The sequence below is a fragment of the Bacteroides timonensis genome (genome assembly GCF_000513195.1).
Taxonomy (GTDB): Bacteria; Bacteroidota; Bacteroidia; order Bacteroidales; family Bacteroidaceae; genus Bacteroides; species Bacteroides timonensis.
Window position 1 is genome coordinate 21,157 of record NZ_CBVI010000088.1, and the last position, 24,458, is coordinate 45,614.

At 45.7% G+C, this 24,458-nt stretch carries 14 protein-coding genes and 4 pseudogenes; 10 read left to right on the forward strand and 8 right to left on the reverse strand.

All coding sequences use genetic code 11. The features are described 5' to 3' along the window. Positions 1–154 precede the first annotated feature (154 nt). From BN161_RS16100 to BN161_RS28730, 6 genes and pseudogenes are all read left to right on the forward strand, one after another. The gene (locus BN161_RS16100) at positions 155–760 is read left to right on the forward strand and encodes a KpsF/GutQ family sugar-phosphate isomerase (protein ID WP_022208190.1); all 606 of its coding nucleotides are present in this window, start codon (positions 155–157) and stop codon (positions 758–760) included. Further along, positions 748–1,677 carry a carbohydrate kinase family protein gene (locus BN161_RS16105; protein WP_044268082.1) on the forward strand — a complete coding sequence of 310 codons (930 nt, stop codon included), beginning with the start codon at positions 748–750 and terminating at the stop codon, positions 1,675–1,677. Before BN161_RS16100 ends, BN161_RS16105 begins: the two co-directional genes overlap by 13 nt. Positions 1,678–1,862: 185 nt before the next feature. Continuing rightward, positions 1,863–2,927, forward strand: coding sequence for a tyrosine-protein phosphatase (locus BN161_RS16110; protein WP_044268111.1), 1,065 nt, complete (start codon positions 1,863–1,865; stop codon positions 2,925–2,927). Positions 2,928–3,048: 121 nt separating this feature from the next. Continuing rightward, positions 3,049–5,020 (forward strand): annotated as a pseudogene (locus BN161_RS16115) (DEAD/DEAH box helicase). 100 nt (positions 5,021–5,120) lie between these two features. After that, positions 5,121–5,986, forward strand: a pseudogene (locus BN161_RS16120) (DMT family transporter). 58 nt (positions 5,987–6,044) lie between these two features. Beyond that, positions 6,045–6,197, forward strand: a pseudogene (locus BN161_RS28730) (transcriptional regulator); the annotation flags it as partial. Between the two features lie 106 nt (positions 6,198–6,303). Here the strand turns inward: BN161_RS28730 and BN161_RS16125 are convergent. After that, the gene (locus BN161_RS16125) at positions 6,304–6,795 is read right to left on the reverse strand and encodes a Dps family protein (RefSeq protein WP_007216682.1); all 492 of its coding nucleotides are present in this window, start codon (positions 6,793–6,795) and stop codon (positions 6,304–6,306) included. Between the two features lie 216 nt (positions 6,796–7,011). Here BN161_RS16125 and BN161_RS16130 point away from each other — a divergent pair, with 216 nt between their 5' ends. The 3 genes from BN161_RS16130 to ahpF all read left to right on the forward strand — a co-directional run bounded on the left by BN161_RS16130 (position 7,012) and on the right by ahpF (position 10,649). Then, positions 7,012–7,938 carry a hydrogen peroxide-inducible genes activator gene (locus BN161_RS16130; RefSeq protein ID WP_044268088.1) on the forward strand — a complete coding sequence of 309 codons (927 nt, stop codon included), beginning with the start codon at positions 7,012–7,014 and terminating at the stop codon, positions 7,936–7,938. A gap of 192 nt (positions 7,939–8,130) precedes the next feature. Further along, positions 8,131–8,697, forward strand: coding sequence for an alkyl hydroperoxide reductase subunit C (gene ahpC, locus BN161_RS16135; protein ID WP_007211096.1), 567 nt, complete (start codon positions 8,131–8,133; stop codon positions 8,695–8,697). Between the two features lie 392 nt (positions 8,698–9,089). Continuing rightward, positions 9,090–10,649, forward strand: a complete 1,560-nt coding sequence (gene ahpF, locus BN161_RS16140; RefSeq protein ID WP_044268090.1) for an alkyl hydroperoxide reductase subunit F — start codon at positions 9,090–9,092, stop codon at positions 10,647–10,649. 200 nt (positions 10,650–10,849) lie between these two features. Here the strand turns inward: ahpF and BN161_RS16145 are convergent, their stop codons facing one another. Then, a complete protein-coding gene (locus BN161_RS16145) occupies positions 10,850–12,529 on the reverse strand; it encodes a tetratricopeptide repeat protein (protein ID WP_044268093.1) in 1,680 nt (559 codons plus the stop codon). Positions 12,530–12,809: 280 nt separating this feature from the next. On the opposite strand from BN161_RS16145, the gene BN161_RS16150 reads away from it, so the two are divergent. Then, on the forward strand, positions 12,810–15,122 hold the full coding sequence (locus tag BN161_RS16150; protein WP_044268095.1) for a TonB-dependent receptor: 2,313 nt from the start codon (positions 12,810–12,812) through the stop codon (positions 15,120–15,122). 33 nt (positions 15,123–15,155) lie between these two features. On the opposite strand, the gene BN161_RS16155 is transcribed toward BN161_RS16150, so the two are convergent. From BN161_RS16155 to BN161_RS16180, 6 genes and pseudogenes are all read right to left on the reverse strand, one after another. Continuing rightward, on the reverse strand, positions 15,156–17,291 hold the full coding sequence (locus BN161_RS16155; protein ID WP_044268097.1) for a S46 family peptidase: 2,136 nt from the start codon (positions 17,289–17,291) through the stop codon (positions 15,156–15,158). Positions 17,292–17,346: 55 nt separating this feature from the next. Then, positions 17,347–18,717: a TIGR00341 family protein gene (locus BN161_RS16160; RefSeq protein ID WP_044268113.1), complete on the reverse strand. Its 1,371-nt coding sequence runs from the start codon at positions 18,715–18,717 to the stop codon at positions 17,347–17,349. Between the two features lie 46 nt (positions 18,718–18,763). After that, the gene (locus tag BN161_RS16165) at positions 18,764–20,209 is read right to left on the reverse strand and encodes a lipopolysaccharide biosynthesis protein (RefSeq protein ID WP_044268099.1); all 1,446 of its coding nucleotides are present in this window, start codon (positions 20,207–20,209) and stop codon (positions 18,764–18,766) included. A 9-nt stretch (positions 20,210–20,218) separates the two neighbouring features. Next, positions 20,219–21,253, reverse strand: a complete 1,035-nt coding sequence (ruvB, locus tag BN161_RS16170; protein ID WP_044268101.1) for a Holliday junction branch migration DNA helicase RuvB — start codon at positions 21,251–21,253, stop codon at positions 20,219–20,221. Between the two features lie 126 nt (positions 21,254–21,379). Beyond that, on the reverse strand, positions 21,380–23,830 hold the full coding sequence (locus BN161_RS16175; protein ID WP_044268116.1) for a DEAD/DEAH box helicase: 2,451 nt from the start codon (positions 23,828–23,830) through the stop codon (positions 21,380–21,382). Between the two features lie 366 nt (positions 23,831–24,196). Next, positions 24,197–24,458, reverse strand: a pseudogene (locus tag BN161_RS16180) (PD40 domain-containing protein); the annotation flags it as partial.

A 24,458-nucleotide genomic window follows, 5' to 3' on the forward strand; every position in this document is an offset into this window, starting at 1 on the left:
CTGACGTTTGAAACTAATTGAGGGCGCAAAGATAGCGCAATTTGACGAGGTCCCCTTATCTTCGCAAAGCAAAAATACAATAAAACTTATTGCCATTTATGGAAAATTGCAGATATTTGTAGGCTATAACCTAACTACTAACAAAAATAGTATAATGATTGAATCCATTCAAGAGCTTTTGCAGAAAGAGGCACAAGCCGTACTGAACATCCCCGTGACAGACGCTTACGAGCGTGCGGTAGAACTTATCGTGGAACAGATTCATCGGCGGAAAGGAAAACTGGTGACCTCAGGTATGGGAAAAGCCGGGCAGATTGCCATGAACATTGCTACGACATTCTGTTCTACAGGTATTCCTTCCGTATTTCTGCACCCCAGCGAAGCACAACACGGAGACTTGGGCATCTTGCAGGAGAACGACCTGCTGTTGCTGATTTCCAATTCCGGTAAGACGCGAGAAATCGTTGAACTTACACAATTGGCTCATAATCTGAACCCAGACCTCAAGTTTATTGTTATTACCGGAAATCCGGATAGTCCGTTGGCACACGAGTCCGATGTATGCCTCAGCACAGGAAAACCAAAGGAAGTTTGTGCTTTAGGTATGACTCCCACCACTTCGACCACTGTGATGACCGTTATCGGTGACATCCTTGTGGTACAAGTCATGAAACAGACAGGATTTACTATTGGAGACTACTCCAAACGCCATCACGGTGGCTATTTGGGTGAAAAATCAAGAAAATTATGCGAAAAATAATTGGTATAGGAGAAACGATTCTTGACATCATTTTCCGCAACGGCCAGCCGACAGCTGCTGTACCGGGCGGTTCAGTATTCAATGGCGTCGTGTCATTGGCACGGGCAGGCGTTCCCGTCAGCTTTATCAGTGAGACAGGAAACGACCGGGTAGGTAATACAATCCTGCAATCCATGCGGGATAGCGGCATGTCTACTGACTATGTCAACGTATTTCCCGATGGAAAATCCCCGGTATCACTGGCCTATCTTAACGAGAATGGTGATGCGGAATACATCTTCTACAAAGATTATCCCAAGCAACGGCTGGACGTGGTTTTCCCAAAACTGGAAGAAGACGACATCGTGGTTTTCGGCTCCTATTTTGCCCTGAATCCGGTGCTGCGCGAAAAAGTTCTGGATTTATTGGAGCAGGCACGTGAGAAGAAAGCAATCGTGTACTACGACCCCAACTTCCGGTCGTCGCACAAAAGCGAGGCTATCAAGTTGACGTCCACCATCATCGAAAATCTGGAATATGCCGACATTGTGCGCGGATCTATAGAAGACTTTTTCTATATGTACAATCAAAGAGAAGTGGACAAGGTATATAAAGACAAAATTCGTTTTTATTGCCCTAACTTCCTTTGTACTGCCGGAGCCAAAGAAATCTCACTACGCACCAATAGCATCACCAAAGAGTATTCTATTCCCCCATTGGAAGCAGTCAGCACTATTGGCGCAGGCGATAACTTTAATGCCGGTATTATTTATGGTTTATTGAAGTACGACGTGCGTTACTGCGATTTAGGACAGATAAGCGAGGACACCTGGGACAAGATTATCCGTTGCGGCATCGAGTTTGCGGCAGATGTATGCCGGAGTTTCAACAACTCTATATCACCGGAATTTGCCAAGCAGTTGCCTCCCGTTAACTAAATCCCCGTTAAAGGAGAAAAAACTCTGTGAAACTCTGTGCCCTGGAATAACAAAAGTCATCAGAATACATATCTTTGCAACAAAGCGAAGATAAGCTGCACCTCGGCATAAAAAATGAACAAGTTCATTTTATTCTGCTCTCGGTTTGCATTATCTTTGCATATATATGCTCAGACAAAAAAACTATGTATAGAAATCTGTTGAACTTGCTAACATGTGTATTGCTGCTACCGGCTTGTAGCGGCACAGCTCCTCATATTTCCATTGTTTGCGAAGAAAATAATGTCGGGAACAGTATCGTCAAATGGGAAATAGCCCCTCTCATCAAAGGGAACGTAAAGGTATATGCTTCGACTGATCCGAACAATATCCCCGAGGATTCTCCGGTAGCCATAGCAAACATTTCCGATCAGCGAATGACGATTGTCACCACAGACCCTACCAGGCGTTATTACTACACCCTCGTATTCAATGATAAATATCGCGTAAAGATTGCTACCCGCAATGTCAATATCCCCGGCATACAAAACTTCCGTGATATGGGTGGATATCCGTCATACCCTACCAAGAAGAGGGTGCGTTGGGGCATGCTCTATCGTTCTGCACAGATAGACAGTCTGGAATGCTACTCACGCAGGGAACTGAAGAATATAGGCATCAAGACCATCATCGATCTGCGCTCAGAATCGGAGTTGAAAGGGCACACTCCACTGCAACAAGGATTTAATGTAATACATGTCCCTATAAAAACGGGAGACATGGAAGATATACTGAAAGGCATCCAGGAACAGAAGATAAAAAGCGACACTGTCTACCGGATGGTGGAACGGATGAACCGCGAATTGGTAATGAACTATCATAAAGAGTATCGCCAGATATTTGATATCTTGCTGAACAGTACCAATTACCCAGTCGTTATCCATTGCTCCTCCGGCAAAGGGCGCACCGGCATTGCTTCGGCACTGATCCTTGCCTCCCTTGGCGTGAACAGCGACATCATTATGGAAGACTACCGCCTAAGCAACGATTACTTCAACATTCCCAGCGCTTCCAGCTATGCCTACAACCTACCCGCACGCTCGCAAGAGGCCATTACGACCATCTATTCGGCAAGGGAAGATTTCCTGAACGCCGCCAGGGAGGAAATAGAGCGCCGGTACGGTGATGTAGATACGTATCTGCAAAGAGCCATCGGACTCAACAAAGAAGAAATCAAGAAGTTGCAGAAGATTCTGCTGGTGAAAGATTGATAAACATGCCGTTTACGTAGCATAATTTCTTCCTATTCCTCAATTTATCACTAACAACTAATCGTTTATCACCAAAAAACTCTTATCTTTGTGCCCGAATATAAAGATATACAAAGATTTAATGAAGAATTTTGAAGAGCTCGGTCTGTCGCCGGAGATACGCCGCGCCATTGAAGAAATGGGATATGAGTGTCCCATGCCGGTACAAGAGGAAGTGATTCCTTACCTTTTAGGAGAAAATAATGATGTTGTAGCACTTGCACAAACAGGAACGGGGAAAACCGCCGCATTCGGCTTGCCACTTATCCAGAAAATTAATGTAAAGAACCGGATTCCACAATCCCTTATACTTTGCCCTACACGCGAACTTTGCTTGCAGATTGCAGGTGATCTGAATGATTATTCCAAATACATCACCGGATTGCGGGTATTGCCGGTATATGGTGGTTCATCCATAGACAGCCAGATACGTGCCCTGAAACAGGGTGTACATATCATTGTCGCCACCCCGGGACGCTTGCTCGACCTGATGGAGCGCAAAACGGTATCCCTCACCACCATCCAGAACGTAGTGATGGACGAGGCTGACGAAATGCTGAACATGGGATTCACGGACAGCATCAACGCCATTCTTGCCGATGTACCGCAAGAGCGTAACACTCTGTTATTCTCCGCCACTATGAGTCCGGAGATTGCACGCATTTCAAAAGAATATCTGCGTGACGCCAAAGAAATCACCATCGGACGGAAAAATGCGCACAAGCAATGTGAAGCATGTGGTTTTCACCGTTCATGCCAAAGATAAATACGCTGCCCTGAAACGCATTGTAGACTATTACCCGCAAATATATGGTATCATTTTCTGCCGTACACGAAAAGAAACGCAGGAGATTGCCGACAAGCTGATGCAGGACGGTTATAACGCTGACTCACTGCATGGAGAATTAAGCCAGGCACAACGTGATACCGTCATGCAGAAATTCCGTATCCGCAATCTGCAAATCCTGGTTGCCACGGACGTTGCCGCCCGCGGACTGGATGTGGACGATCTGACCCACGTCATCAATTATGGCTTGCCGGATGATACCGAAAGCTACACTCACCGTAGTGGACGTACGGGACGTGCCGGAAAGACGGGCACTTCCATCGCCATCATCAACCTGCGCGAGAAAGGTAAAATGCGTGAAATTGAACGGATTATCAGCAAGAAGTTTATTGTTGGCGAAATGCCTACCGGCAAGCAGATTTGCGAGAAACAGCTTCTGAAAGTGATCGATGACCTGGAAAAGGTGAAGGTGAACGAGGAAGATATGGCCGACTTCATGCCTGAAATATACCGTAAGCTGGACTGGCTGAGCAAAGAAGATCTGATCAAGCGCATGGTTTCTCATGAATTCAACCGTTTCTCAGAATATTACCGCAACCGCGAAGAGATAGAAATGCCTACCGACAGCCGTGGTGAACGCAACAGCAGAGGCGGCAGCGAACGCACCGGTGATCGCAACAGCCGCAAAGCAGATCCGGGATTCACCCGCCTGTTCATCAATCTGGGTAAGATGGATAACTTCTTCCCAAATGAGCTGATAGGCCTACTGAACGGTAATACCCGCGGACGCGTGGAGCTGGGACGCATTGATCTGATGAAAAACTTCTCATTCTTCGAAGTAGATGAGAAAGAGGCAGGTAATGTAGTGAAAGCCCTGAACCGTGCGAACTGGAACGGTCGAAAGGTATCTGTAGAAATTGCCGGCGAAGAAGGCAAGGAAGCTCCCAAAGGCAGACGTAAGAGTGAGGGCAACAACTACGGCAAGAAGGAATTTGAAGGCAAGAAACACAGCTTCAAAGACGAAAAGCGCAGTGATGCATCTGGAAAGCGTAGCGATGCCCCCAGAAAAAGTAGAAGTAAATCTGAAAGTACTCCGGCTGACAAAAAGAAAAGCAAACCAAGCCGCGAAGAGCGTGGCTATACCGATGCCCGCGGCAAGAAAGACGATTGGAGACAGTTCTTTCAAGGCGACAACAAGGAGTTCCGTGATAAAGAACCCGATTTCAGCGAAGAAGGCTGGGCAAGACGGGCACCTAAAAAGAAATAATAGAATGCTGTGATAGAGTGATGGGGTGATAAAGTGATAGAGTAATGTCACCTTATCACCCCATCACTTTATCACCTTATCACTCTATCACCTTTTTTATATGAACAAAGTAAACGGATTCCTATATGGCCTTCTCTCTTCGGCGAGCTTCGGACTTATTCCGCTGTTCACCATTCCTGCTATGCATCAGGGCATGCAGTTCTGGTCCATACTGCTCTACCGTTTCCTCTTTGCCATGCTGGCACTGGCCTGTATACTATTGCTCGACAAGCAGTCTTTCCGCATCCGCCGGAAAGAGATACTTCCACTTCTCCTGCTGGCATTCCTGTATGACTGTTCCGCTGTTTTTCTGTTCTGGGGATATAAGTTCATGTCAAGCGGAGTAGCTACTACCATTCATTTCATGTATCCGGTGCTGACTACGCTTATTATGATGATCTTCTTCCGCGAAAAGAAATCCCCTTGGCGTATAGCAGCAATCGCTTTAGCGGTAAGCGGAGTTTTCTTCCTTTCGCATGGAGACACAACAGAGACTATTACCTTACCGGGATTTTTATCGTCCTGCTCTCTGCTTTGGGCTACGCGCTCTATCTGGTCACCGTCAGTCAACTGAAATCCCTTGAAATGAAGGGGCTGAAAATGACATTCTATGTTTTCCTTTTTGGCGGAATCCTTCTTTTCACCGGAATGACAGTGACAGGCGTCGGAGTACAGACCATCCCGGACCGGATAACCCTGGGAAACCTGGTGATGCTGGCATTGGTACCGACCGTAATATCTAATCTGGCACTGGTACACGCCATTAAAAACATAGGCTCCACACTCACCTCTGTATTGGGAGCCATGGAGCCTGTGACTGCCGTCTGTGTAGGCATTCTCATCTTTGGAGAACCTTTCACTCAAAGCATCGCCTTAGGCATCGGGGTGATTATTTCGGCGGTTACAGTGATCGTTCTGAAAAAATAGATACAAGATTTCACCCACCTTCACAGGCCGATGAAATCCCTAAACATCCAATTCAATGTTGTCGGTGAAGTATATAAACCGTTCCGATGTGGAAGATTGCATCAAGCTGGTGAGCTACAATCCACACCATGAACCGATGGATCTTCCGCTCACATCCATACAGGCGATGGCGATTGTCAAGTTCTCCATCAGAAAGAACATGATGATGTAAGCCCGGCAGGCAAGTTGGCTAAGCTATAAGACAAAAGAAAAGGTGACCAAGCAGTGTTTCCACCACTTCATCACCTTTTCCATCATTTATCACCTAAACCTATATACTATTTGTCCGTGCATCCTTTTGTGCTGAAAGCGACTAGCATCCAGACCATCTTTTCCTGTTCTTTCAGATAGCCCGTCATCAGGTCGGCAGTAACGTCGTCGCCTGCTTCATTAGCCAGTTCAATGATCTTTCTTTCCTCACCAATGAGGTATCCATAAGTTTCAAGAATATTGCTGACCGCATCGCTGCCGCAAGCCACGTCAGATACTTCCTTGATCTTTGCAACTTTCAGGTATTCGCTGAACTTGTTTTCGGGTACACCACCCAGCATCAGGATACGTTCCGCAATTTCGTCCACCTTCTCGGCTGCGTCGTCATACATACTTTCAAACTTCTCGTGCAATACGAAAAAACCGTGTCCCTTGATGTTCCAGTGGAAACCGCGCAGATTCGTGTAATACACTTGGAAATCTGCCAATAGTTGATGCAATGCAGATACTACGTTAGCTACTCCCGATTCATTTAACTTGATGTAATTTAAAGTCTTCATAATTTTATGGTTTTAATAATTTATACTGTTTTTCTTTTTTCTGAGACAAAGAAAGTGCAAATCGAAGGCAGAAGCAAGCTTGCTTGATTATGCTGAGATGCAGCCTTTCTTCGTTTTTTGTACAAAGATAAGGCGGAAACCCATGCTTGTCAAACAGATAATTTCTATCTTTGCATAGACAGAATCTATACAACCCGTTCAAACCCCTTATTTATCATGACTTTACAACAACTGGAATACATTCTTGCCGTTAATCAGTTCCGCCATTTCGCCAAAGCCGCGGAACACTGCCGTGTAACTCAACCCACCCTGAGTGCCATGATACAGAAACTGGAAGACGAGTTAGACACTAAGATATTCGACCGCAGCCAACAGCCCATCTGCCCTACTCCCGTCGGACAGCTTGTAATAGAGCAAGCCCGTATCGTATTGGAACAGGCAGGCCATATAAAGGATATTATTGAAGAAGAGAAGCACTCCTTATCGGGTGTCTTTAAGTTAGGCATACTCCCCACCATCGCCCCTTATCTGTTGCCCCGCTTCTTTCCGCAACTGATGAAGAAATATCCTAAATTGGATATCCGCGTAACGGAGATGAAGACGAAGGACATCAAACAGGCTCTTATGAAAGGAGAGATAGATGCCGGCATTATCGCCACCCTGCCTGAAAAGGATGACTTCCGCCAGATACCTTTATTCTACGAACAGTTCTATGCTTATATCGCGCGCGAAAGCAAACTGTTCGACAATAAGATTATCCGTACCTCCGATCTCAGCGACGAACAGCTTTGGATGCTTGACGAGGGACATTGCTTCCGCGACCAGTTAGTCCGCTTCTGCCAGATGAAAGCGGCGCAAGCCAGCCAGATCGCTTATCATCTAGGTAGCATGGAGACATTCATGCGTATGGTAGAAAGCGGTAAAGGCGTTACCTTCATTCCCGAACTTGCCATTGATCAGCTCAACGAGACACAGAAAGAGTTGGTGCGCCCCTTTGCCATCCCCACTCCTACCCGGCAGATCATTCTCATCACCAACGAGCACTTCATACGAACCACTTTATTGGAGGTACTCACAAAAGAAATACAAGCCTCTGTACCCCGCGAAATGCTGTCCCTGCGGGCAACTCAGTGCGTTGTATAGATTTCGTCTATCGGCCCATAAATCTTTTCAATCGGTTTTTTTGTTCTATCGGCAAAAGATGCTATATTTTTGCAAAAGCGAAATTCAGCTGCACCTCAGCATAATCAAGCGAGCTTGCTTCTGCATTCGGTTTGCATGAACTTTGCATCATCGAAAAAACAAAGTACTAAACCTTTTAAAACAAAAAAGATTATGGAACCAATTATCAATTCACAGCTTCCTGAATTCAAAGTTCAGGCATTTCAGAACGGAAGTTTCAAAACAGTAACCAACGAAGACGTAAAAGGCAAATGGGCTATTTTCTTCTTCTATCCCGCAGACTTTACGTTTGTATGCCCTACCGAACTGGTGGACATCGCTGAAAAATACGAGCAATTCCAGGCAATGGGTGTAGAGGTATATTCTGTAAGTACCGACTCTCACTTCGTGCACAAAGCATGGCACGATGCATCCGAAAGTATCCGTAAGATCAAGTATCCGATGCTGGCAGACCCTACAGGCGTGCTGACTCGCGCATTCGGTGTAATGATCGAAGAAGAAGGTATGGCTTACCGCGGCACATTTGTCGTGAACCCCGAAGGCAAAATCAAGATTGCCGAAATACAGGACAATAACATCGGACGTAACGCCGACGAACTTCTCCGCAAGGTAGAAGCAGCACAGTTCGTTGCAACACACGACGGTGAAGTATGTCCCGCAAAATGGAAGAAAGGCGGCGAAACACTGAAGCCAAGTATAGATTTAGTTGGTAAAATTTAAGTTCACATCCCTTTTTTATTAGCGAGGTCCCCTTTATCCATTGCACACATAGAGGGGGCCTCTTTTATCTTATCATTAGTACCCGTTGGCGAGATTAGTTTATATCGAAAAAAGTAATGAATGAAATGCTGAGCAATACTATCTCAATTCTCCTCCTCCGTCGGAGGAGGAGTACCCGAAGGGGGAGGTGGTAGGTGAGAAAATAATTCCTTATTTATATGATTCATAGGTATTTCTTGCTTTACCTACCACCCCGCCCTTTGGGCACCCCTCCTCCGACGGATGAGGGGAATTGAGATACTCTATTTACTTAATATTGGAATTATCATTTAACTCATAACCGCTCAGAAACGAATTAATCCCGCCAACGGAATACATTAATATAGACTGTTATGTTAGAAACAAGCATTTTAAATCAAGTACGCAGTGTCTTCCAAAACCTGGAAGCACAGTACACTTTTCATATCACCTGCCATCCCCGGCACGAAAGCGCACAGGAACTGACAGAGTTGCTGAAAGATGTAGCAGGATGTTCCGATAAACTCTCCTGTGAGGTAACTGAAACTGAAGAACCGAAGCTGGAATTCTCTTTACTGAAAAACGGGAAAGAAACCGGTGTCAAATTCCGCGGAATACCGAACGGTCATGAATTCACATCTTTGCTTCTGGCAGTACTGAATGCCGATGGAAAGGGGAAAAATCTTCCCGATGAAGCCATCAGCCGACGCATTCAGGCGTTGAAAGGGCCCGTTTCATTGCAGACTTATGTATCATTGACATGTACCAACTGCCCCGATGTGGTGCAGGCTCTGAACATTATGGCTTTGCTGAACGGACAGGTCACGCATGAAATGATAGACGGCGCTCTTTTCCAGGAAGAAGTGGATGCATTGAAAATACAAGGCGTACCGTCCGTCTATGCCAACGGTAAATTGCTTCATGTAGGACGTGGCACTTTAGGCGAACTTCTACAAAAGCTGGAAGAAATGTTCGGCTCCGAACCTGTGGGGAATGCAGAGCCTATCTCACGTACTTATGATGTCCTCGTATTAGGTGGTGGGCCGGCAGGTGCCTCAGCTGCGATCTATTCAGCCCGCAAGGGATTACGGGTAGCTATTGTAGCTGAAAAGATCGGTGGCCAGGTAAAGGAAACCGTAGGAATCGAGAATCTGATCTCCGTACCGCAGACTACAGGCGCACAGTTGGCAGACAATTTAAGAAGCCATATCAATCATTATCCCATCGACTTGTTTGAAGACCGTAAGATAGAGAAGGCGGAGCTTCAAGGAAAAGAAAAGAGGATTTCAGTAGTGGGCGGTGAAGTATTCATATCTCCCAGTGTAATTATTGCCACCGGTGCAAGCTGGCGCAAACTGAATGTGGAAGGTGAAACGGAGTATATAGGCAGAGGAGTTGCTTTTTGTCCGCATTGCGACGGGCCGTTCTATCAGGGAAAAGACGTAGCCGTTATCGGTGGCGGAAACTCCGGTATAGAAGCAGCCATCGACTTGGCGGGTATCTGCCGGAAAGTGACTGTCTTTGAATTTGCCGATACGCTGAAAGCCGACCAGGTACTGCAAGAAAAGGCGCAAAGCTTGCCGAATGTAGAAATCTTCACTTCCTCACAGACTACCAAAGTAGTGGGAAACGGTGATAAGGTAACAGCTGTCCGCGTCAAAGATCGTATAAGCGGCGAAGAACGGGATTTCCCATTGGATGGCATCTTCGTACAGATTGGTTTGGCAGCCAATAGCGCTCCTTTCCGTGACATACTGGAAACGACTCCAATAGGCGAAATCAAGATCGATGCTTTTTGCCGCACCACGCTTCCGGGAGTTTATGCGGCAGGAGATGTTTCGAACGTTCCTTACAAACAGATAGTAATTGCAATGGGTGAAGGTGCAAAGGCGGCACTGTCGGCATTTGATGACCGCATCCGGGGAATTGCATAAATAGGTACGCGGACGACACAGATAGAGTATCTTCATTCCCCTCCTCCAGTCGGAGGAGGGGTGCCCAAAGGGCAGGGTGGTAGGTGAGAAAAGAAATCCTTAACCTTGTAATTTATAGGTATTTTATTATTTTACCTACCACCTCCCCCTACGGGTACTCCTCCTCCCGAGGAGGAGGAGAACTAAGATAGTACTGTCAATCATCTACCTATCTGTTTACAAGAAAGGAATTCAGCGATATCCTCTTTTTCTGCCATGCCCAATTTCTGCCGTATGACCGTCTTACGTTGATACACTGTCCGTATGCTTTGCTGGATAACCACGCTAATCTCTTTCGTCGAAAAGTCCGACTTCAACAAACAGCATAGTTGCAGTTCCTTTTCATTCAGGATATTTCCATACTTCTGACTGATACGGGTATAAAAGCCATCATGTACCATGTCGATAGTCTTATATAAATCACTCCAAACCAGCAAATCGTCCACCGCTACATCTTTATTGGCTATCCGTCCCATCTGTACCAATAGCTCCTGATGATCGGAACTGGGATTCGTAGCCACAATACGTATCAGACCTAACTGCTGAAGCAGCATCTTCTTGACAAACTTATCATTATTGCCGCTTTCATCGTCTTCCGTCTCATGCAGCAAACGGCGCAAGGCTTCCAGTTCTTCTTCCTTCTCCACAAGCAAATGCTTTCTTCTCTGCAAATACCAGACGACAGCCAGCAACAACAAAATACAGAGAGCCACCACTCCGACAAAGAAGGCCCGTTCTTTCTGTTTTTCCAGTTGCAGATTCATATTCTGCTGTTGGAGTAACAATTGTACCTTTCCTTTTTGGGCTATCACCCGCTGGTCACGGATAAAGTTGTTATACAACCGGTTTGAGAAGAACGCGACATCCCGGATTGTAAAAGAACGGCTATCTATATAATTCATCAACGTTTTCTGTACCAGATAAAAGTTAGCCAACGATAAGTCCTGGTCAATATAGGGCGAACGCACGCTATCCCCCATTTGTATATAGTAGCGGGCGGAATCCATCTGCCCCATATTCAGGAAATAACGTGAAAGAGCATAATAAGATAAGGACTCGAAGGGATGTTTCGTCTCTTTATACTCTTGCAAACTATGGCGTTGCAAATTGATGGCTTCCCGGTTCTTTCCGGAGTCACTCAAAATATCCGCATAGTTGCGCATCACATAGTATAACGCCTTTAGAGAGTCTGCGGATGTATACAGGCATTCAGTAGCTTTGCGGAGAGCCAGCAGCGCAGAGTCATTCTGATTTGCACAGTAGTATGATATCGCCAGACTGTTGTAATTGGAATATCTCCGGGTGGAATCAGGCTCTATAGCTATCAACTGCTTCTGTAAGCGTATCAAACCTTCAAAATCATCATTACCTTCCCCTATATTCGCTACAGACCGCAGCAAATCAAGACGGGCGACCGTATCACCACGCAAGGCTGCAATGCGATTCCCTTCGGTCATCATCTCAGTGGCTTCTTTATATCTCTCGCTATCGTAGAAGTAATGCGCCGCCAGTTTATAGGTACGCAGTAACTGCAATGTATCGCGTACATCCGGCCTTCCATAATAATCCAGGGCATATAATAGCAAAGAGTCTTCATTCATCACCCAATGCGCATTATAGTGGGCTTGCCCCATAGCCAATGCAAACCGTGCCCGCAATGAATCCGGCAATATTTCGGGATCTTCCACCGACCGAAGCAGAGCAATCGCCTCCTCTGCATTCTGCTGTAACATCTGCTCCGCCTTTTCTATCCGGATGCGTTGCGATGGCAGGGCTTCTGCACATGCTGCCAATACCAACACGCATACCCAACCTATCAAACCATGTCTCAATGCTTTCATGCCATCCTTCCTTCTTGCTTTAAATCTTTGCAAAGATAGATATTTATCAATTAACGGAAGTTACGGCATCCCATTTTTTGCACTTTTCTTTATATATAAACTTGAAATAGGAAGATATAAACTTTTCTATAAACCAAAGATCAAAACTCTTTAATTCTCAGATAGTTGCAAAACCCATTGCACTTTATTTAGTGCCACATATAAACCGCTTTTCTCCCCCGATCCCCCTACCTTTGTCATGTTCAAAGAACAGAAATAATCACTAAAAATAATAAGAAAAATGAAGAGACTAAGTATCATTTCAGGAGTATTATTCCTATGTACTTCCCTGATGGCGGCAAACAAAATCACAGGGAAAATCATCGATGAGAGTAACAATCAGCACATCGAGTATGCCAACGTCAGCCTGCTGACTCAGGATTCGACATTCATCACCGGAGTTGCCACAGACAACGGTGGCGGCTTCCTGCTGAAAGAAGTAAACGATGGAGATTATATCTTATGCATCTCATGCGTCGGATATGAAAGCTCCTATCTCTCCATCCGCAACCTGCAAGCCAACCTGAATCTGGGAGAACTGCCCTTATCGCCCGACAATGTAATACTGGAAGGTGTTACCGTAACAGCCAGCCCCATCATCAAAAAGACCGACCGGCAAATTATCCTCCCGACCGAAATGCAGACTAAAGCCGCCTCCAACGGAGTTTCCTTACTGAGAAATCTACAACTGTCGCGCATCCTGATCAATCCGATAGACAACAGCATCACGATCCCCGGAGGAGACAATGTGCAACTTAGGATTAACGGCGTAGAAGTAACTCAAGCTGAAATAATTGCCATCCGCCCGACAGATGTGATCCGCATCGAATATATAGACAATCCCGGCGCACGTTATGGAAATGCAGGAGCTGTATTGAACTACATTGTAAAGAGAAGAGAATCAGGAGGGAGTATCTCTGCCGATCTCACCAACGGAGTATCCGATACGGGATATGGCGAACATAACCTCGCTGCCAAATACCACTTCAACAAGTCAGAGCTCAGCACTACCGTATATTGGGGACAGAGAGATCTGAAGTGGACACGCGAAAACGATGAAAGTTTCCACTTCCCGGAGGCCTATCAGGAGAACAGAGAGGTGGGAGAACCTACCAAAGTAAAGTATGATAACCTTAACTTCAACCTCAATTACAGCTACCAGGATAATGACAAACAACTTCTCAATATTGCTCTCAGAAATCAATACAGCGATACTCCCAGTTCCATGTCGGACAGAATCAGTACATTGTATGAAGGAGACACCTCCTACTCCATATCCGACCTTTCCGCCTCCAAAGTACTTATCCCTTCTTTGGATATCTATTACCAGAGAAATCTGAAGAACAAGCAGACAATCTATGCGGATATAGTGGCTTCTTATCTGGACAGCAAGAACGAACGGACTTTTATGCAGAAAGCCCTTAATAATGACAATAACGATACGGGTATTTATTCGGAAACCAAAGGTGAGAAGTACTCCATCATTGGAGAAGGTATCTACGAAAAACAATTCAATACGGGTAAGTTTACCGGAGGCATCAAGCATACACAGGCCTATTTGCAAAATAGATATTCGGGTAATATAGAGAATAAAATCACGATGAATACGGCTGAAACGTACCTATTTGCCGAATATCAATCAAAGATAAAAGCTCTGAACTACACAGTAGGGATTGGAGCCATGAGAACTTATAATAGTCAGGAGCAGTATTCTTCCGAGAAGTATATAGTCAAACCTTCCTTAAGCCTGTCGTACTCTATCAACGGGAAGTGGTTTTTCAGATACAACGGATACGTGTCGGGCTATGCCCCTTCCCTGTCCGACCTGAACGACATCTCGCAAGCAATGGATAAGTATCAGATACGCAAAGGGAATCCCGACTTAAAGTCTGTTACATTCTATGCCAATACACTGTCTGCCAGTTGGCAAAGCAAGTATGTATCTGTCGATTTATTTGGAAGATATAGCTATGACAATAAGCCGATTATGGAAAATACCTACTACGAAGACGGGTATTTTGTCCGCACTACCGAGAATCATAAAGGTTTCCACCGGATCAATCTGGAGACAGCTATACAAATACGACCTTACAAAGAGTATATCTCCATTAAAATCACTCCGTTTCTGAACCGCTATATCAGCTATGGCAACACCTACACGCATACACACACCAATGCAAGACTGCGAGGTAGCCTGATGGCAATGTACAAAAACTGGGTACTGATGGCAGAAATGAATACCAGCAACCACACTTTGTGGGGTGAAACGCTGACTAAAGAAGAGAAACTGCACACCATCATGGCAGGATATAATACGGAGAAATGGAGCCTTTCTGCCGGGGTGCTGAACCCGTTCACCAAGAAGTATGAACAGGAAATAGAAAATCTGTCAAAGTCGGCTCCCTACCGCCAGTTAGCGTATTCCAAGAACTTAAGGCTTTTGTTCATGGTAAATGCATCCTTCAGCCTTGATTTCGGAAAGAAGCGCAACAGCCAAGGCAGAAGAATCAACAACAGGGATACCGATACCGGAATCTTGTCCGGAAGCAAGTAATTGTCTCCCTCACGAAAAGCAGGGGCCCGTCCACTAATTGAGAATATTCAATTCCCGGATCAGGTTCCCTGCTTTCCCGTATTTCTCAATCATAAACAATATATAGCGCACGTCCACCCCGATGGTACGCTGCATCTTCGGTTCATAAAGAATATCACTGCCCATAGCTTCCCAGTTTCCATCGAAAGCCAACCCCAGCAATTCACCTTTCGAATTGAACATCGCACTACCGCTATTGCCACCCGTAATGTCATTATTAGAGATGAAGCACACCTTCATTTCGCCCTTTTCATCGGCATATCTTCCGAAATTGCCCGAAGAGAGCAATGAAAGTACCTCCGGCTGTACTGCAAAATCAACATCATCCACATGAGCTTTCACTTTCTCCAGGACACCCTTTGTCGTTGTATAATAATCATATTCCGCTCCGTCAAAGGGAGTATAACCGCATACCGTTCCAAAGCTCAGCCGCATGGTGGAATTGGCATCCGGATAAAAGTTACGAGACGTATACATCCGACGGATAACCCCGTTCAGCTGGCGTTCCCCACGGATGATCTCCGTAGTAGGCGCCTGCATCTGCATATTCATATCGAACAACATCGTCAGCATATCAATGCCCAACGAGATAGCCGGATCATCGAAAATCTGATAGGTAGTATCCCGTTCAAGAAAGCGCTTCAAACCACGGGGAGTAGTCAACTCAGAACTTGCATAAAGACTATCTACGAAAGCTTTCTCATCCCCATTATATTTCTGTGCGATAGTATGGTAGATTTCCGGCAGGAAAGTGGTATCCACTTTTGAGCGATACTCCTTCAATAGTGCCGTAAATACTTCCTTGTCTATATCCAGGTCCAAATTAGAGTATTGCTCAACGATATCCTTCAAGGCGGCAATAACTGTTTTCTGCTCCCCTTCAAAGTCGAAATTCAGAATCTTCAGTGCGAGCTGCACTAATTCCGGTCCATATAGGAAAGACTCGATAAAGTAAGCCTGTGCACGGTTTACCTCCCGGCGGTTCTTATAATTCAGTTCCAGGTCTGTAAACAGTTGAAGAAGTTTCTCACGTTCGTCCGGGTTCTGCTGTATCCATCGACGAATTTCCTGTTCCATTTCACGTTTCTTCTCCAGGATTCCCAGCTTACGGATGGCACGGTTGACACCGATACTGTTCTTCCAGTAATTGGAGCTTTCATCGTATTTGGAAGCATACTTAATGCGTATACTGTCCTTACTGTCCATTTCACGTTTCCAGATGGCTTGCTTCACACCACGGATGTCAATCTGCGCCTGATTGGAGTTATTCATCATTTCCTCGATACCGAATGAAGAAAGGTAACGTTCCGTACTTCCCGGATAGCCTATCGTCATACAGAAAGAGCCTTCCTTATAGCCATCCAGTGAAATCGGCGCTACATATTCAGGGTGATACGGAACATTGTCGGGGGAGTAATCGGCAGGCCGGTTCTTGCGGTCTGCATAAATACGAAACACACAGAAATCTCCCGTATGCCGGGGCCACACCCAATTATCCGTATCCCAACCGAACTTACCGACAGAGGAAGGAGGTGCAAACACCAGCCGCACATCGTTGAAATCGCGGTAAACGGAGAGCCAGAACTCATTGCCTCCATAATAAGCATCTACCACGCCAAGCAAAGTGGAGTCTTTCAGAGATACCTCACCGCCTATTACCATCATCATAGAGTCTACCGCACTGGAACGTTCCATCTCGTTCATCGAAGGTTTAACGGCTCCCAGCACACGCTTGGTTACATCTTCCGTACGAAGTAGAAAACGAACATAAAGCTCCGGATTAGGCAATTCCTCTGCACGGCTACGGGCTACGAAACCATCTTTCAGATAATCATGCTCCACCGACGAATGTTGCTGCACACTACTGAAGCCACAGTGATGATTGGTAAACACCAACCCGTCTTCCGACACTACCACACCGGAACAAAACCCTCCAAAGCTGACTACCGCATCTTTCAACGACGGCTTCTTCGGATTATATAGTTTATCGGCAGGCATTTGCAGGCCGAGTTCTTTCATGGTCTTACGGGTCTGTTTATTCAGGTTTCCCAGCATCCACATACCTTCGTCCGCCTGTCCCGTCAACGTGAAGAGGCTGCAAGCTACAATTAGGATACACTTTAGCTTCATTCTATACTTGGTATTAAATTATTATTTAGAATAACTCGTTATACTTAACTGATTATCATTCTGCAATCAGTCTTAGTTTTTTCGCTCCAGTACGTGCTTTCAGCCATTCGGTAATCTTCTGTTTCTCATGGACGTCGGGATGCTTGCCAAACTTCAGCACAGCAAGTGTAATGGTATCCGTCCGTACCGAATCAACCGTCAGTTCTATGGCATGAGAGATAGAAACAGTTTTCACTGATGGATAGAGAACTTTTAGCTCCGGAACGATCGTTTTGCCCAATTCATCGAAAGACTTGTATCTTGCCAGACTCTGTTCCAGCACTGTAATTTTCTTTGTTTGTTCCACCAGTCGTTCCTCACTGTTTTTATAGAAATCTTCCATCACCATAGCTCGGATAGAAGAAATATCCACAGCTTCATTATTCATTCCCTGAAGAACGATCAGCTTCGTTTCACCTAACTTATAGTCCTTCATCTTGTTACGGGCAATGGCAATAGAGGCTTCGGGAACTTCTTGTCCAATCAGCACCACACGTATTTCATTGTCCTTACTGCCATGATAATGAATCTTCTTGTCTAGCACCTGTGTATTCTCAAAAGAAAGCTGTTCGGCAACAAACCGATTGGCGGCACTCTCATAGAAAGTACTCTGAATAATGCCTACTGTCAAGTAGACAGCCGGACACATAGTCAGCACAGCAATGAGTATTATGTATTGGCGTACTTTCTTCTCCCGCTTCTTGTCCACAAACTCTTTACGCTGGAAGTGCATCACACGCACACCGGCAAACGTGGCAAGACTGATGAATACCGAATTAATGAAGTAAAGATAGAATGCTCCGAGGAAATAAACCAGATTCCCCGTTGCCAACCCGTAACCTGCCGTACAGAGTGGCGGCATCAAGGCCGTAGCAATGGCAACACCTGGAATCACATTTCCTTTCTCCTTGGTAGACAGGGCAACTACACCGGCAAGACCACCCATCAATGCGATGAATACGTCATAAATCGTAGGTGAAGTACGTGCCAGAAGCTCCGACTGCCCTTCGGCAACAGGGCTTACAAGAAAGAAGATAGTAGCCGTAGTTACACTGAACAGGGTGGTTATCAGAAAGCTCTTCAGTGAACGCTTCATCAGTTCGAAGTCATTCAGACCGACAGAAAGTCCCACCCCCATGATAGGTCCCATCAATGGGGAAATCAACATGGCACCTATGATTACAGCTGTAGAATTGACATTCAGTCCCAACGATGCCATAAAAATGGCAAAGATCAAAATCCACAGGTTAGCCCCTTTAAACTCTACTCCCTTGCGGATGGAGTCTACTGTTTCCAGCTCATTGTCCTTGTCTTTCCTCAGATCAAGGTACTCGCTCAGGAACTTTTTAATGGCAAAAACATTCCGGTTTTGTTCAGGTGTTTCCATCATATCATTTACAATTTGACTATTTACTATTTGCCATGCGGCTCATTTAGTGTTTTAAGAGTTTGTTCAGGATTGGTATTTGGTTCAGCGGTAAATCACGCTTAACGACATACGCAATAAACAGTAACAGCAAAACTGTACGATATGCCATACGCAAATAGATATTGTCTATCGATACATATTCGGCAGCTACATAAAGCACAGCGGCAAGAAGTACATACATGCCTATCGCCTTCAAATCGTACTGTATCGGATATTTCTTCTGACCGACAAAGTAAGAAAGCAGCATAGCAACGCCGTATCCTGTAAACCCAGCCCAGGCACAAGCAATATAACCATACTTCGGAACCAGGAAGATATTCATCAAAATCAGGATGATACAACCTGTCAATGAGAAATAGGCTCCCCAACGGGTCTCATCAATCAATTTGTACCAAAAGGACAGGTTGAAATAAATCCCCATAAAGATTTCCGCTGCCATGACGATAGGCACCACCCGTAACCCGTCCCAGTAATCACGTCCGATGACATGACGCAGGATGTCCAGGTAGAACATCACAGCCAGAAAGGCAAGCAAGGTAAAAATAATGAAGAACTTCATAGCCTGGGCATACATTTCACGACTGTCTTTCTCCTTACTCTTACCAAATACAAAAGGTTCATAAGCGAAGCGGAATGCCTGGGTAAACATAGCCATAATCATGGCAATCTTACTGGCAGCTCCGTAAATACCGAGTTGTATGGTAGCTTCCGCCTCATCGGGATAAACGAAAGGAAAGATAATCTTATCAGCCACCTGATTCAAGATGCCTGCCACACCCAGAATTACCAACGGCAGAGAGTACCGAAGCATCCGTTTCAATAACTCTTTATCCAACACATAGATAAATCCCCTCAGTTCCGGTATCATGCACACCATAACAACAGAGGTACATACCAGATTGAAGAGGAAAGCATACCCCACATCATTCCCTTCCAATATGACATAATAGAAAAGATTGAGTGCAATATTGAGAAAGATAAACAGCAACTTCAGTGCAGCAAACTTGATAGGCCGTTTTTTATAGCGCAGATAAGCGAACGGAATACTTTGAATGGCATCCATTGCTACCACAATCATCATCATACCTATATACCAGGGATGTTCGCCATATTCCAGCCATCCGGCAATAGGTTCCAGAAACAACAATCCCAAAGCAACGAATACCAATGAACCGATACTTACGCTCAACAAGGTGGTAGAGTACACCCGCATCGGGTCATCCTGCCCTTTATTGGCAAAACGGAAGAATCCCGTTTCCATGCCGCACGTCAGCAATACCAGCATCAATGCCACCCAAGCATATATATTCGTAACCACACCATAACCACCCGATGATGCAGGCAAAGCTATCGTATATACAGGTACCAGCAGATAATTGAGGAAACGCCCTACAATACTACTCACCCCGTAAATAGCTGTTTCTTTTGCTAAACTTTTTAATCCACTCATCTTTATTCGTTATTCATTAAATAACGTACGCTGACTATCGTAAAGACTACGTCCTAAATGTTTATAAGCCAATTCAGTTACTTCACGTCCGCGAGGAGTACGTTTCAGAAAACCTTCTTTTATCAGGAACGGTTCATACACCTCTTCTATAGTACCGGCATCCTCACCCAATGCCGTAGCAATGGTAGTAAGCCCTACCGGACCACCTTTGAACTTATCGATAATGGTACAAAGTATCTTATTGTCGATTTCATCGAGACCGTACTTATCGATATTCAGTGCTTCAAGAGCGTAATTCGCAATTTCCGTGTCAATGCTGCCCGAACCTTTCACCTGGGCAAAGTCGCGTACACGGCGCAGCAGTGCATTGGCGATACGCGGCGTTCCGCGACTGCGGCTTGCAATCTCTGCCGCCGCCTTCGTGGAGCAAGGCACAGCAAGAATGTTTGCCGAACGGCGGATAATGCCACTCAACACCTCGTCGTCATAATACTCCAGATGCAGGTTGATGCCGAAGCGGGCACGCAAAGGAGCCGTCAGCAGGCCACTACGGGTAGTGGCACCCACGAGAGTGAAAGGACTCAGGTCTATCTGTATGCTTCGTGCCGATGGACCTTTGTCTATCATGATGTCGATGCGGTAATCCTCCATGGCAGAGTATAGATACTCCTCCACTACGGGACTCAACCGATGTATCTCGTCAATGAAAAGCACATCATTCGGTTCGAGGCTGGTAAGCACTCCCGCCAAGTCGCCCGGCTTGTCGAGTACGGGGCCGGAGGTAATCTTGAAACCGACATTTAGTTCATTGGCAATGATGTTGGAAAGCGTTGTCTTTCCCAGTCCCGGAGGACCGTGAAGGAGTACATGATCCAGTGCCTCCCCCCGCAAGCGGGCAGCTTTCACAAAAATACGCAAATTATCAACTACCTTGTCCTGCCCGCTGAAATCCTCGAAGTTCAACGGCCGGAGAGCGTTCTCAAAGTCACGTTCCTTGCTGGTTAGCGGTTGCTGATTACGTATATCTAAATCTTCTTGTTCCATTCTGAGTTTTAAAAGATTATATCACGACTTTCCACTTTCACTGCAAAATAACAAATTTATTTCGAGATAAGCGATAGAAGCAGGTTCTTTTCAAGCCGTCCCCCACAGCCGACAAACAAAAAGTCCTTACCCTCCTGCCAACAGTTTTCCAAACAAATTCAGTATCCCTGCCACGCTTTTTTTGTCGGGCACAGGAATGCGGAGTGAAGTCTGCCCCGTCTCCTTATCTTCTTCAACAATCGAGTCTACCAATTTCCGCGTTGCTTCCGGCGAACTGAGCGTACGTGCCAATCCGCTGAGGAAAGAGAAGCCCTGCTGAACCAACTGTTCCGGTTCTACCGACGTATCCCGTTCTGCCTCAAGTGTGTCTTTTTCCCGTACAGGAATTTCCTCGCGTACAGGTTTTTCCTCTTGCTCCGGCACGATTTCTTTCTCCGCAGCATCTGTTTTTCGTGCCTCCTCGCCATCATCCTGACGTATGTCACTACCAGCCTGAGCACTTTCTCCCATTTCTATAGGTTCAGTCATCACCTTGATGCTGTCCATTATCTTATCCAGCTTGCTGTCTTCCAAGAAAATGACATCTTCACCATTATCCAGAATGCCCTCAAAAAGGGAAGACTTGAAGTTCAATGTGGAAAGCATCCGCTCCTCAATCGTCTGGCTGGCTACAAGATTGATGACCTGAATATTCTTTTTCTGCCCGATACGGTAAATGCGGGCGATGCGTTGTTCCAGCACAGCCGGATTCCAAGGCAAATCAAGGTTTATCAAGATGGAAGCGGCCTGCAAATTCAACCCCGTACTTCCGGCATCCGTCGAAAGAAACACACGGCTTTCGGGCTGTTCCGTAAAGTTATCCACCAGGTTCTTTCTCGCTTCGGAAGGTACGCCTCCGTGCAGGTACTCATAGCGCACTCCCAATGTATCAAGTTCGGCAGCAACCAAACGGGTCATCCGTTCCCACTGGCTGAAGATGACCACCTTTTCATCGCCACTATCGAACACGGTTTTCAGGATATTCATCGTTTCCTCCACCTTCGTGTCATAACGGCTCTTCTGGTCGAGAATGTAGGAACTGTCGCAAATCATGCGCATCTGGCTAAGCATCAGCAACAACCTTTTACGGTCTTTTTCGCTCAAGAAGCGGGCGCGTGTCCATTTATAAACTATCTGCGAGACAACAGTCTGATATTCATCGTGCATGGCACGCTGCTGCTCGGTCATCGGGACAAACAGAATCTTGTCCATGCGCCCCGGCAACTGCAAAGCCACGTCTTTCTTCCGGCGACGGATGAGTACGTCCTTCATCTGCTCGCCTATGGCATTCAAGTTTTTATAACTGATTATCTTGCCGGTTTCCGACTTTACCACCGTGCTGTCCATAAACTGATAGTAAGGGCCTAGACAGTACTGGTCCACAAATTGCATGATGGAATACAATTCCTCCAGTTTGTTCTCCAACGGAGTGCCCGAAAGGATAACAGCATATTCCGACTCAATGTGCCTGGCCGCCTTTGAAATCTGCGTATTCCAGTTCTTCAGCCGCTGCACCTCGTCCATAATGAGGAAATCCGTATACAGAGACTTCAGTATCTTGATGTCATTGCAAACACCGTTGTACGAAACAATCTTATAAAACTCTCCGGCATCGTAAAGCTTCTTCCTCGCCAAATGGTTTCCTTCCACAACGACCGCCTTGGCATCCGTAAAACGTTCTATTTCCTTCTTCCACTGATATTTCAATGAAGTGGGACAAACAATCAGAACAGAAGATATCAAGTTCTGTTTCCTCATCAACTCTGCCGTTCCGATGGCCTGGATGGTTTTTCCAAGTCCCATTTCATCGGCAATCACCGACTTTCCGGCACGGAAAGCGAATCGGATTCCTTCTTTCTGATAAGGATACAATTTCGCTTTCAGCAGAACATCCAGTACCGCATCCGAGGCGACTTCGGACAGCAATTGCTGCCGTCTCTTCGCGTCGCGCTTCTCAAGAATAAAGCTCAAAGCATCCGAATACCAACGGAATGTATCGTTCAGCCGCAAGGCATCACGCAGGAAATCGGTCACCGTGTCCAATGCTTCAGGGCGCAACACTCCTTCGGGTGTGAAATAAGGCTCCGCCAGACGGCGGAACTCTTCGGCATTATCCGTACCAATGCGCAGGCACACCTTTCTCTCTCCTTTATAAGACAGGTAAACGGAAGTATAAGGAGGAACGTCGCGGCAGACCCGCTTCCGGCTCTCTTTGAGCCAGATTCCGACTGCCTCCAGATGTTTGCACGTACCCAGCTGATTGGTCTTGAAGTCCATGCACGAGCAGTAATTCCAAGGGCTTTCCTGTCCCCGATACACAACTCTATATTCATTATGCGATACCGGATTCACCACTTGATAATATCCGGGATATTCCTTCCTGTTCATCTCGGAAATAGCAAACTGCTCCTTTGCAACAGCCTGCCTGCGCAAGGCAATCTGCCATTCTTCCAGGGTGAGGTTGTCCGGTTTGTAGTGATAAGACACCTTGCTTGCCGCATCTTTTGTCTTTTTACTCGTCTTGCTCTTCTTGACCATAATCATAATGCATTGTTATAATAGGGCAAAAGTATAAAAAAGGGAAGAGATTCCCTGCAAAACCTGCCATATTTATCTGCAAAACGTGATATAAAAGTATGTAAAGGCGAAGACTATAACTTTCGTTCCATACATCTGCATCATTTATCCATACCGTATCCATGTAGCTTTAGGGCTTCGTTGGGGCTTGAAAAGATCCTCCTCACGGTAGACACCCTGGCCCTTAGCTAATGGTTGGCCGCCACATACCCCCATAGTGGACTTACACCACTAGGTTAGTTATCATGTACGGCGCACAAGAAAAAAAATAGAACTGTATGAAAGCCACACCGTTCTATTTGCATATAGTTTTTAAGGAATCACCGCCTAGCGTAAATCAAACCTCATTCTCCATATATTAAAATAATCTTCTTTATTTGCACGACTGGAAATGAAATAGATATTCTTTCCATCAGCCGACCATATGGGACAGCAGTCACTGGCAGGATGATAAGTCAACTGTATAAAGCCTGTCCCATCAATTTTCACAGCAAAAATATCCAGATTATTCTTTTTAGTGATGGATGACTTACTGTTTCCCTGACATAAGATCCACTGCCCGTCGGGAGATACCGTCGGATTAGTAAAT

What these genes read in the sequence shown, in the direction of transcription:
- BN161_RS16100 (WP_022208190.1), top strand. Translation starts at nt 155, where the DNA reads ATGATTGAATCCATTCAAGAGCTTTTGCAGAAAGAGGCACAAGCCGTA.
- BN161_RS16105 (WP_044268082.1), top strand. Translation starts at nt 748, where the DNA reads ATGCGAAAAATAATTGGTATAGGAGAAACGATTCTTGACATCATTTTC.
- BN161_RS16110 (WP_044268111.1), top strand. Translation starts at nt 1,863, where the DNA reads ATGTATAGAAATCTGTTGAACTTGCTAACATGTGTATTGCTGCTACCG.
- BN161_RS16125 (WP_007216682.1), bottom strand. Translation starts at nt 6,795, where the DNA reads ATGAAGACTTTAAATTACATCAAGTTAAATGAATCGGGAGTAGCTAAC.
- BN161_RS16130 (WP_044268088.1), top strand. Translation starts at nt 7,012, where the DNA reads ATGACTTTACAACAACTGGAATACATTCTTGCCGTTAATCAGTTCCGC.
- ahpC (WP_007211096.1), top strand. Translation starts at nt 8,131, where the DNA reads ATGGAACCAATTATCAATTCACAGCTTCCTGAATTCAAAGTTCAGGCA.
- ahpF (WP_044268090.1), top strand. Translation starts at nt 9,090, where the DNA reads ATGTTAGAAACAAGCATTTTAAATCAAGTACGCAGTGTCTTCCAAAAC.
- BN161_RS16145 (WP_044268093.1), bottom strand. Translation starts at nt 12,529, where the DNA reads ATGAAAGCATTGAGACATGGTTTGATAGGTTGGGTATGCGTGTTGGTA.
- BN161_RS16150 (WP_044268095.1), top strand. Translation starts at nt 12,810, where the DNA reads ATGAAGAGACTAAGTATCATTTCAGGAGTATTATTCCTATGTACTTCC.
- BN161_RS16155 (WP_044268097.1), bottom strand. Translation starts at nt 17,291, where the DNA reads ATGAAGCTAAAGTGTATCCTAATTGTAGCTTGCAGCCTCTTCACGTTG.
- BN161_RS16160 (WP_044268113.1), bottom strand. Translation starts at nt 18,717, where the DNA reads ATGGAAACACCTGAACAAAACCGGAATGTTTTTGCCATTAAAAAGTTC.
- BN161_RS16165 (WP_044268099.1), bottom strand. Translation starts at nt 20,209, where the DNA reads ATGAGTGGATTAAAAAGTTTAGCAAAAGAAACAGCTATTTACGGGGTG.
- ruvB (WP_044268101.1), bottom strand. Translation starts at nt 21,253, where the DNA reads ATGGAACAAGAAGATTTAGATATACGTAATCAGCAACCGCTAACCAGC.
- BN161_RS16175 (WP_044268116.1), bottom strand. Translation starts at nt 23,830, where the DNA reads ATGGTCAAGAAGAGCAAGACGAGTAAAAAGACAAAAGATGCGGCAAGC.